This window comes from Kitasatospora sp. NPDC040550 (assembly GCF_055594965.1).
The window spans coordinates 331171-342485 of the sequence record NZ_JBVIWC010000006.1 but is presented as its reverse complement, the minus strand read 5'-3'; the positions used below and the strand labels follow the sequence as shown (position 1 = coordinate 342485).

At 71.9% G+C, this 11315-nt stretch carries 3 protein-coding genes and 1 pseudogene; 2 read left to right on the top strand and 2 right to left on the bottom strand.

Annotated features, from left to right (window positions below; all coding sequences use genetic code 11):
• Positions 1-554, top strand: a pseudogene (locus tag ACZ58X_RS12500) (hypothetical protein); the annotation flags it as partial.
• A gap of 137 nt (positions 555-691) precedes the next feature.
• Here ACZ58X_RS12500 and ACZ58X_RS12495 read toward each other — a convergent pair.
• The gene (locus tag ACZ58X_RS12495; protein ID WP_470333639.1) at positions 692-1747 is read right to left on the bottom strand and encodes a tartrate dehydrogenase; all 1056 of its coding nucleotides are present in this window, start codon (positions 1745-1747) and stop codon (positions 692-694) included.
• A gap of 126 nt (positions 1748-1873) precedes the next feature.
• Positions 1874-2758 (bottom strand): LysR family transcriptional regulator, encoded by an 885-nt coding sequence (locus tag ACZ58X_RS12490; protein ID WP_470333638.1) that lies wholly within the window; start codon positions 2756-2758, stop codon positions 1874-1876.
• A 345-nt stretch (positions 2759-3103) separates the two neighbouring features.
• Here ACZ58X_RS12490 and ACZ58X_RS12485 point away from each other — a divergent pair, with 345 nt between their 5' ends.
• On the top strand, positions 3104-11173 hold the full coding sequence (locus ACZ58X_RS12485; protein ID WP_470333637.1) for a DNRLRE domain-containing protein: 8070 nt from the start codon (positions 3104-3106) through the stop codon (positions 11171-11173).
• The last annotated feature ends 142 nt before the right edge of the window (positions 11174-11315 follow it).

Below are 11315 nucleotides of genomic sequence, written 5' to 3'. Positions count from 1 at the left end.
TCATCAGCACGAAGACGGTTCCGATCGAGGCCGGGGCGGTCGCCAGGATCCTGGCCTCCTGCCTGGGTTCCGAGGCGTCGCAGTACCACGCGGTGATCGCGGTCCGCGCTCCCGTCGCCGCGCAGGAGACCGACGGTGTCGTCGTCGCCGTCAACTCCGCGAAGCAGTACGTGCAGTGCGAGTCGAAGGGCGACAAAGGCAGGAGCAAGTCCGTGCCCGCGACGTTCATCAACGACCGTCTGTGGGGCGCCGGTCACCTGATCGAGTTCTTCGACAGTTTCAGCACCCGGGCCGGTGAGGGGCAGGTCCTCTCGGTGGGCGCCGGGCACTACACGTCCGAGGTCGCCAAGGTCACCGTCAGCTTCGGCGACGACCGGACGCAGTACCCGGTCGTGATGGCGGACGGTGCGTTCGCCTACACGGCGGCCGTCCCCGCCGGCTCCACCGACCCGAAGTCCTTCCCCGCGAGCCCCTACGTCCACGCCTTCGACGCGAACGGCAAGGAGATCTACAACCAGAAGACCCAGCCCAACACCAAGAACACCCACCCGTAGGCGTCGTCGACGACGATCTCCGCCGTCGCCGAGAACCGGTGCGCCTCAGGGCTCGGACGTCCCCGTACGCAGGATCCGGTTGACCCGTTCGACGTCCAGGCCGTGTTCCCGGCGCGCGGCCCGGCCGGGGGTGCCGGTCAGAGCAGTTCGAGGAGCTTCTCGGTGAATCCGGTGGTCGTGGCGCTGCCGCCGAGGTCGGGGGTACGTTCGTCCGTCCTAGAGAGGACGGCGGCGACGGCGTCGGTGATGTCCCGGGCCGCCCGGGGATGGCCGAGGTGGTCGAGCATCATGGCCGCCGACCAGATCGCGCCGACCGGGTTGGCGGTGTTGCGGCCGGCGATGTCGGGGGCGGAGCCGTGCACCGGCTCGAACATGGAGGGGAAGTCACGCCCGGGGTTGAGGTTGGCGGCCGGCGCGATGCCGATGGAACCGGCCACGGCCGCGGCGAGGTCGCTGAGGATGTCGCCGAAGAGGTTGGAGGCGACGACCACGTCGAAGCGCGCAGGGTCGAGGACGAACTTGGCGGCCAGCGCGTCGATGTGCTCCTGGTCCCAGCCGACCTCGGGGTGGGCGGCGCCGCGCTCGGCGACCAGTTCGTCCCAGAAGGGCAGGGTGTGCACGATGCCGTTGGACTTGGTGGCCGAGGTGAGCCTGCCGCCGCGCCGGGCGGCCAGCTCGAAGGCGTAGTCGAGCACCCGGATCACCCCTGCGCGGGTGAACACGGACTCCTGCACGGCCATCTCCTCGGGTAGCCCCCGGTTGAGCCGGCCGCCGATCTCGCTGTACTCGCCCTCGACGTTCTCCCGCACGACGACGAAGTCCACCTCGCCCGCCAGCGCGCCGCGCACGGGGCTCTCGACGCCCTCGAAGACCCGGATCGGCCGCAGGTTGACGTACTGCCGGAAGGCGCGCCGGATCGGGATGAGCAGCCCCCACAGCGAGACGTGGTCCGGCACACCGGGGTGGCCGACCGCGCCGAGCAGGATCGCGCCCTCGTCCCGCAGCCGGTCGAGGCCGTCCTCGGGCATCATCGCGCCCTCCCGGACGTACCGTTCGCAGGACCAGTCGTACGAGGTGTAGGTGAGGCCGATGCCGTGGCGGGCGGCGACCGCGTCCAGGACCTGCCGGGCGCAGGGCAGGACCTCGGTTCCGATGCCGTCACCGGGTATCAGGGCGATGTGGTGGTGGGTCATGTGCCGATTGCAGCAACCGGACGGCCGGACCGTCCAAGACGCTCTGCCGATCTGCCTCATAAGGTGGCCTTATCAGCGCCGGATCGGTACCGGATCAGCGCCGGATCGGTACCGGTCAGTGTCGGATCAGCTCCGGACGGCGTCGAGCGCGCAGGACACGAAGGCCCGCGCGGCCGGGGACTGTTCCGCGCGCCGGCTGACGAGCGCGATCCGCAGCGTCGTCCTCGGCTCGATGTCCAGGACCAGGGCGCCCGCCCGTTCGGCCGTCGTGCGCCACGAATCGGTGACCACCGCGAGTCCGACCCCCGCGAGCACGAGGGGCAGGATCGCGACCCGGTGCTCGGTCTCGACCGCGAGGGTGAGGTCGATGCCGCGCTCGCGCAGTTCGTCGACGTAGGCGCGCATGCCCGTGCCACGCTGCCCGACGATCAGCCGCTGCCCGGCCAGTTCCTCGCAGCGCACCGGCCGGTCCGCGCGGAACGGCCCGTCGGGCGGGGTGACCAGCACGAAGCGCTGTTCACCGACGTCGTGCGAGGCGACCTCCTTGTCGCTCAGCGGCCCGGCGGTGGCCAGCAGGCCCAGTTCGGAGGCGCCGGTGCGCACCAGGTCGATGACGTCGCGCGAGGTGAAGGCGGCCCGGATGCTCACCGACACGCCGGGGTGGCGACTGCTGAACGCCCGGATCATCGTGGTCAGCGGCTCGACCGCCTGGGACGGCATGGCGGCGATGTCCAGACGTCCGTCCCGCAGCTCGTGCACGGCCGCGACACTGGCCCGGGCCGTCTCCATACCGCGTACGGCGGCTCTCGCCGGCTCGATCAACGCCGTTCCCGCCTCGGTGAGCACCGCCCGACGACCGATCCGGTGGAACAGGCTCCCGCCCAGGTCCCGCTCCAGCGCTCGTACGGCCTGCGACAGCGCGGGCTGTGACACGTAGAGGGCTGCGGCGGCCCGGTTGAAACCCCCGTGGTCCACGATCGCGAGGAAGTACTCCAGCTGCCGGATGTCCATGCACCCATCCTCCCCGCCGCGGTCGGGTACTTCCGCATCGCGCGCAACCGCGGCTCCGTCGAACCGCGCGCTCGTGCGGGATTCATGAGCGGACCCGGGACTTCGAGACCCCCGGAACGACGTTCGGGATCGGCACGGAATCCTGTTTCGTGAGCGAACAAATCAACTCTCCTGATGGCCAACTGACGCAGAGTCGCCGATCCCTGTTGATATTCGGACATAAGGGACGATCAATGTGCAGGCTTTGCCGATTCGATATCCAATCTGGTCTTCCGGGTCGAACGGCTCTGCGATCTTTGGAGGGCAGCGCATTCTTTACCATCACTATTCACGGAGATAACTCTCTTGCCATCGAGGAAGCAGGCCTCGCCCGAGTTCGGGGGCGGGGCCTTCACCACGCGCAGACTGCGGCGAACAGCCGTCATAGCGGCGCTCGCGATGCTGGTCGAGACCGGGGTCGCGCTCGACGCGATGACCTCAGAGGCCTACGCCGCACCCGCAGGCACCAAGGCGTCGGCCGCCGCGCCCACCACCGCGCCGGTCAACGAGGCGCCGGACGCCACGTCGGCACTGCTGGCCGCGCGGCTGAACGGCCACCGGGTCGAGGTCACCGGGGCTCGGACCGCCACCACCACCCTCTGGGCCAACCCCGAGGGCACCCTGACCCAGGACACCGCGACCGGACCGGTCCGGGTGAAGGTCGGCGAGGCCTGGGTCCCGGTCGACACCACGCTGGTCGAGACCTCGGACGGCAAGGTCGCACCGAAGGTCCACCCGGAGGGCCTGACGTTCGCCGGCGGCGACGCCTCGGTGAAGACCGGTGACCCGGTCGTCCCCGCGGCCCCGGCAGCCCCGGCGGCCCCGGTCGCCGCCCGCGCCGACCGCAGCGAGACCCGCCCGCCCGTCGGCGCACCCACGCCCGAGGCCACCCCGGCGCAGTCCACGCCGTTCGCCAAGCCCGCCGAGCCGGCCCCCGCCAAGCCCGCCGAGCGCGAGCTGGTCAAGATCGGCACCGGCGAGCAGCAGGTGCAGTTCGGCTGGCTCGGCCGGCTGCCCAAGCCGAAGCTGGAGGGCAGCAAGGCGACCTACGCCGACGCTCGACCTGGCGTGGACCTCGTCCTGGAGGCCACCCGGACCGGCTTCGAGCAGTTCCTGATCGTCAAGGACCGCTCGGCGGTCTCGCAGGCCGGCACGATCACCCTCCCGATCGACACCAGCGGCCTGGACGCGGTCCGCAAGGACGACGGCTCGATCGAGCTGACCGAGCGTCCGTCCGGCAAGGTCCAGGCGAAGATCCCCGCCCCGGTGATGTGGGACGCGAGGGTCGACCCGAACTCGCAGGAACACCACCACCGTGCGCCGGTGGCCATGGAACTGCGCGGCTCCGGCTCCGACGCCGAGCTGGTCTTCACCCCGGAAGCGGGCTTCCTCACCGACCCGGCGACCAGCTACCCGGTGACGATCGATCCGGCGCTCACCGTCGGGCCGTCCTTCGACACCTTCGTCCAGCAGGGCTACGGCACCGACCAGTCCTCCTCGCCGGAGCTGAAACTCGGCAACAACGGCAGCGGCCAGGTCGCCCGGTCGTTCCTGCACTTCCCGGAGGGGCCGTACCACGGCAAGCACATCCTCTCGGCGAAGCTCAACCTCTACATGTTCCACTCGTGGTCCTGCGAGCCGTGGTCCTGGGAGGTCTGGGACACCGGCCTGGCGTCCACCGCCACCCGCTGGACCAACCAGCCGGGCTGGAACAAGATGTGGGCCACCAGCAACACCACCACCGGCAACGAGGCCGCCGGCTGCGGCAACGCCTGGGCCGGTCAGGACGTGACGAGCCTGGTCACCGCGTGGTCGGACAACGGCTACACCAACAACGCCCTGGGCCTGCGCGCCTCCACCGAGACCAGCCCGTACTCGTGGAAGCGCTTCGACTCCGCCGAGGGCTCCAACCCGCCCTATCTGTCGGTCACGTACAACACGGTCCCGACGGCCCCGCCGGCGGTGGACGTGTTCCCGGCCCGCCAGGGCAACCCCCGCTACACCTCCTCGGCCACGCCCACCTTCCAGGTGCTGGCCAGTGATCCCGACGGCGGCGGCCGGGTCGGCGCCGACTTCGACCTGTACCGCGCCGGCGTCTTCGTCAAGCGCGTCTACAAGGAGGTCCCGAACGGCAGTTACGCCCAGGTGAAGCCGGCCGACTTCGGGATCGCGAAGCTCGACGAGGGCGTCACCTACTCGATGGGCGCCCGGCTCTGGGACGGCACCGACAACTCCCCGTGGGCGCCCAAGGACGTGGTCGTCGTCGCCGACACCACCAAGCCCGGCGCGCCCTTCGTCACCTCGCCCGACTACCCGTCGGACGAGGCCTGGCACGGCGCCTCGGGCCAGGCCGGGCGCTTCACGCTGACCCCGCCGGCCGGCACCGACGACGTGATCGGCTACCTCTACACCCTGGACGGCAAGTCGCCGACGACGGTGGACGCGACCGGGGCGACCACCGCCTCGATCACCCCGCCGACCGACGGCACGCACGTCCTCAAGGTGCAGACGAAGGACCGGGCCGACAACCTCTCCGACCCGGCCGTCTACACCTTCCGGGTCGGCAAGGCGGGCGTGACCTCGCCGGTGGACGGCACCCAGGCCGCGAAGCGGGTCAAGCTCGCGGTCGACGCCCAGAGCCAGTTCACCCGGGTCACCTGGCAGTACCGCCGCGGCCCCGGTGCCACCGAGTTCGACGTCCCGGCGGCCCACCTCGCCAAGGCCGACAACACGCCGGTCACCGGCGCCCGGCCGCGGCTGGCCGACCTCGGCACCCACGCCAACTGGTCGGTACTGGAGTCGCTCGGCCAGGTCGGCGGCGTCGTGCAGGTGCGCGCGCTGCTCTACACCGACAAGGACTCCGACCCCGCGTACCCGACGGCCTGGTCGACCTTCACCGCCGACCCCAACGCCGACGGCGCGGCCGGCACCCCGGTCGGGCCGGGCTCCGTCAACCTCCTGACCGGCGACTACTCGGTCGACGTCACGGACACCGACGAGTTCGGCATCGCCACCAAGCGCTCCTCCTCCTCGCGCGGCACCGACCGCGGCTGGCAGGAGCAGGGCGAGCGGCTGACCGCGAACCAGCAGCAGGTGTCCACCGACACCACCGGCTTCCTGGCGACCCCCGGCACCGCGCTGCGCGCCACCGACCGGGGCCAGGGCTCCTCGACCGACTCGCTCAAGGTGCTGCCGGACGCCAACAAGTCCGGTGACACCTACGCCCTGCTCGGCGGCTCGGGCGGCCTGCAGCTGGGCATGAAGCCCGGCCACACCTACCGGGTCAAGGCCTGGGTCTACGTGCCGTCCTCGACCGGCCTGACCGCCGGGTACGACGACCGCGGCATGCGGATCGTGGTCGTCCACGGCAAGGCCGGGGCGCTCACCACGACCGTCTCGCGCAAGGCGCCGTACACCGACGCCTGGGCGGAGCTCACCACCGACGTCACGCTCGCCGCGGACGCCACCGAGGCGCAGGTCCGGCTCTACAACGGGCACTCGGACAACGCCGACAAGCCCGTCTACTTCGACGGCATGTCGGTGCGCGAGCTGGTCGCACCGTTCGGTCCGCAGTGGGCCGGCGGGGCGCAGGGCGAGGCGGCCGAGTACGTCTCGCTCGCCTTCCCGAGCTCCGACGCCGCGGTGCTCAAGGCCACCGACGACACCTCGGTCACCTTCGCCCGGGCGCAGGACGGCACGCTCTACCCCGAGCCCGGTGCCGAGCACCTCGGCCTCAAGGCGACCGGCGGTGCCTACACGCTGACCGAGCTGGACGGCTCCACCACGGTGTTCGCCCGCCAGGGCGACTCCGACGTGTACACCGTGCAGTCCTCCACCGGCCCGGACGCCGCGTCGACCACCCGGTACGTCTACGACTCCACCGACCGGCGCGCGCTGGTCAAGCGGGTGATCGCGCCCGTGGAACCGGGCGTGGACGACGCCAACGGCTGCGCCGTGGACCCGCTGCCGCGCGGTTGCGAGGTCACCGACTACGACTACGCGGCCAGCACGACGGCCGCCGCCGGTGCCCCCGGCGACTTCACCGACCGGGTGAAGGCGGTCAAGGTCTGGTCGTGGAACCCCGTGACGGCCAAGCAGGAGGCCGTCGAGGTCGCGCACTACCTGTACGACGACCGCGGCCGCCTCGTCCAGGTCTGGGACCCCCGCCTGGCCCAGCCGTTGAAGACGGCGTACGGCTACGACGACGCGGGCCGGGTCACCCGGATCTCCCCGGCCGGGGACCTGCCGTGGGACTTCGACTACGGCAGGGCCGCGGCCGACCAGGATCCGGGCCGCCTGCTCAAGGTGCGGCGCGCCGCGCTGGCGCAGGGCTCCAAGGACCAGGTCGTCGGCGAGACCGCGACGGCCGTCGTCTACGACGTGCCGCTGACCCGCGGCGCCGGCGGTCCGTACGACCTGGCGGGCACGGACGTGGCCAAGTGGGCGCAGACCGACGCGCCGACCGACGCCACCGCCGTGTTCGGCCCCGAGGACGACCCGGGCACCGGCACCGCCTCGGCCGCCAAGCCCGGACCGGACGGCTACCGGCCGGCCGGCGTGCACTACCTCAACGCCTCCGGCAACGAGGTCAACACGGCCAGCCCGTCCGTCACCCCCGGCGGTGACATCGACACCCAGGAGTACGACCGCTACGGCCACCCCGTCCGCACCCTGGAGGCGACGGACCGCGCGATCGCGCTCGGCACCCACCCGGAATCCGAGCGCCTCGTCGCGGAACTGGGCCTGCCGGCCGACTCCGCCTCCCGCGCCCGGCTGCTGGACCACCGGACGGTCTTCTCCACGGACGGCCTCGACGTCGTCGACACCCTCGGCCCGGTCTACCGCGCCTCGCTCGCCGAACAGGTCGAGGGCCAGAGCGCGCCCGCGACCTCCACGGCCGAGGGCGAGAGCCTGGTCCAGCTGGGCGCGACCGACCCGGTGCGGGTGCAGACGCTCGCGCAGTGCTGCGCGGGGGCCGGCTGGTCCGGCGGCGGGCAGGTCTTCCTCGCCGCCAACGAGGTCGGGGACAACGCCTCCTTCCGGGTCTCGGTACCCGAGGAGGGCGAGTACCAGCTCGGCGCCCTGCTGACGAAGGCGCCCGACTACGGCATCGTCCAGCTGTCGCTCGACGGCCGGAACGTCGGCGGCACCTTCGACGGCTACGGCCCGAGCGTCACCAGCACCGCCTACACGGCCGGCGGGACGGTCCGGCTCGCCCGCGGCGACCACGAGCTGCGGCTCACCGTCACCGGGAAGAACCCGGCCGCCGTCGCGCCGTACTACCAGGCGGGCCTGGACCGGGTCACCCTGACCAAGACCACGCTCAACCCGACCCTCCCGGCCGGCACCCCGGTCGTCGCCCGGGACCACAACACCAACACCTACGACGAGGGCAAGCCAGACGGCCGGGCCTACCACCTGGTCACCACCGCCACCGACGGCGCCCGCATCGACGGCTACGCCGACGACGTCGAACTGCGCGTCACCAGGACCGGCTACGACGCGCCGATCGGCGGCACCTCCGGCTGGTCGGTGAAGGCCGCGACCTCGGTCACCACCGACGCGCTCGGCGCCAAGCTGACCGCGTACGTGAAGCACGACGCCGCCGGCCGAGCCGTCGAGTCCCGCAAGCCGGGCTCGACCGGAAACGACGCGGGCACCGTCAAGTCGGTGTTCTACACCGCCGGGGCCAACCCGGACGACGCCCTGTGCGGCAACCGTCCGGAGTGGGCCGGCAGCCCGTGCGCCACCCTGCCGGGCGGCGCGGTCACCGGGGCGGACCCGACCCGGATGCCGACCACGCTCCCGGTCAAGCGGGTCACCCGCTACTCGCCGTTCGGCGAACCGGAGGAGACCACCGAGACCAACGCGGGCAAGTCCCGCAGGACCGTCATCGGCTACGACGCCGCGGACCGGGTCGTCTCCACCGAGATCAGCTCGGACGAGGGTCTGCCGCTGCCGCCGGTCACCACCGAGTACGACCCGGCGACGGGCGACGCGGTGCGGACCACGGCGGGCGGCAAGTCGCTCACCCGCGTCATGGACGCGCTGGGCCGCCTGGTCTCGTACACGGACGCCGACGGTGGCACCACCACCACGGAGTTCGACCGGTTCGGCAAGCCGGTGAAGGTGAGCGACCCGACCGGGTCCACCACGTACACCTACGACCGCGCGAAGGAGCCGCGCGGCCTGGTCACCTCGGTCAACGACAGCGTCGCGGGCGAGTTCACCGCCACCTACGGCCCGGACGGCCAGCTGGTGGAGCAGACCTACCCCGGCGGGATCGTCCGGAAGGACACCTTCAACGCCGTCGGTGAGGCCACCGGCCGTACCTACACCCGCAGTTCGGACAACTCCGTGGTCTGGGCGCAGACCAGTGACGTCTCCACCCAGGGCCAGGTGGCCAGGAACACCAGCTCCACCGCCACCCGCAGCTACGAGTACGACCGGCTCGGCCGCCTGGTGAAGGCCCGCCAGTCGACCACCACCAGCGGCTGCGTCACCCGGCAGTACGCGTTCGACGGCCACTCCAACCGGCTGTCGAAGACCACCCTGCCCTCGGCCCTCGACGGCACCTGCGGCACCACCGGGGCCGTCGCGGAGAACCACACCTACGACAGCGCCGACCGGCTCACCGACCCGGCCTTCGCCTACGACGCCTTCGGGCGCACGGTGAAGACCGCGACCGGCTCCGCCAACACCTACTGGGCGAACGACAAGGTCGCCGCCCAGGAGAAGGGGGACACCAAGCAGCAGTGGGCCCTGGACGCCGCCCACCGCTTCACCGCGTTCACCACCGGCAAGAAGCAGGCCGACGGCACCTGGGCCAACGCCACGTCGAAGCTGAACCACTACGGCGACGACTCCGACGAGGTCCGCTGGACGGTCGAGGACACCACCCAGGGCACCGTCACCCGCAACGTCTCCGGCCCTGACTCCGACCTGGTGGCCACCACCGGCAAGTCCGGCGACGTCCAGCTCCAACTGACCGACCTGTTCGGCTCGGTGGTCCTCACCACCGACCCGGCGCTGACCAAGCCGGTGGTGCTGGACTTCGACGAGTTCGGCATCCCGCAGGACGGCCAGGCCGCCGTCCGCTACGGCTGGCTCGGCGGCAAGCAGCGCTCCGCCGAGGCCCAGGACGGCGACGTCCTGATGGGCGCACGCCTGTACAGCCCGGCCCTCGGCCGCTTCCTCCAGGTCGACCCGATGCCGGGCGGCAACGCGAGCCCGTACGACTACTGCACCGGCGACCCGGTCAACTGCACCGACCTCGACGGCAACTGGGGCATGCCCAAGTGGCTCAAGAAGACGGTGCACGTCGTCGCCAAGGTCGCCGAGGTGGCGTCGTACATCCCCGGCCCGATCGGCTCGGTGGCCGCCGGCATCTCGGCGGTCTCGTACGCGGCCACCGGCAACTGGCGCAAGGCCGCCGAAATGGGCGTCACCGCCGCGGCCGGCCTGGTCGGCGCCAACACCGCGGTGCGCGCCGGCTTCACCGCCGCGCGCGCGACCCGCGCCGCCAGCCGGACCAGGAGGTTCGCCTCCCGCGCCCGGTCCGTGTTCCGCCGCACCGGCTGCAACTCCTTCGCCCCCGACACCCCGGTGCTCATGGGCGACGGCGGACAGCTGCCGATCGGCGCGGTGCAGGTCGGCGACCAGGTGCTGTCCACCGATCCGGCCACCGGCGAGACCCGGCCCGAGCCGGTCCTGTCGGTCATCTACGGGTACGGCACCAAGCACCTGGTCGACATCGAGACCGCCGCGGACCGCAGCGCCGAGACGGGCCGGGGCACCGGGGCGCAGCCGGGTACCGACGCGGGTCAGGGCACCGACGCGGGTCAGGCGCTGCGCGCCACCGCCGAGCACCCGGTCTGGGTGCACGGCCGGGGCTGGACGGACGCCGCCGAGGTGCGCGTCGGCGACGCCCTGGTGACTCCGGCCGGCACCCCGATCACCGTCACCCGGGTGACCGACCTGGGCGAGGTCCCCGACCAGCTGGTCGTCAACCTCACCATCGGCGACCAGCACACCTACAGCGTCCGCTCCGGCGACGACTGGGTGGTCGCGCACAACCGCAACTCCTGCCAGATCGACCTGCCGCACATCCTCGGCGGGCACGGTGCGGGCAGCCGGATCGCGGGCAAGAGCCGCTTCCGCTCGCGTAACGTCAAGGAGGTCAAGTACCTCATCCACACCACCATCAAGAAGGGCAAGAGCAGGCCCAACACCGGTGGCCGCGAAGGCCGGATCTACGAGCACGACTTCGGCCGGATCATCGGCCGGGACGGCAACGGCCGGCACACGACCAAGCTGCGGGTCGTGGTGAAGACCAAGCGGGGCAGGAGGACGGCCAGGACGGCCCACCCCTACTGACCCTGAACCGGATCCACTGACCCTGAACCGGATCGGCGGGGGGAGCGGGTGGGCCCCCTGTGAGCAGGCATCGCCCCCGTCTCCCCCCAGACCGGAACACAACACGGGCTAGCTCTCCTTCTTCCCCCACCGAAAAAGAGGA

Coding starts and splice junctions, on each gene's coding strand:
- ACZ58X_RS12495 (WP_470333639.1), bottom strand. CDS start 1,747: ATGACCCACCACCACATCGCCCTGATACCCGGTGACGGCATCGGAACC.
- ACZ58X_RS12490 (WP_470333638.1), bottom strand. CDS start 2,758: ATGGACATCCGGCAGCTGGAGTACTTCCTCGCGATCGTGGACCACGGG.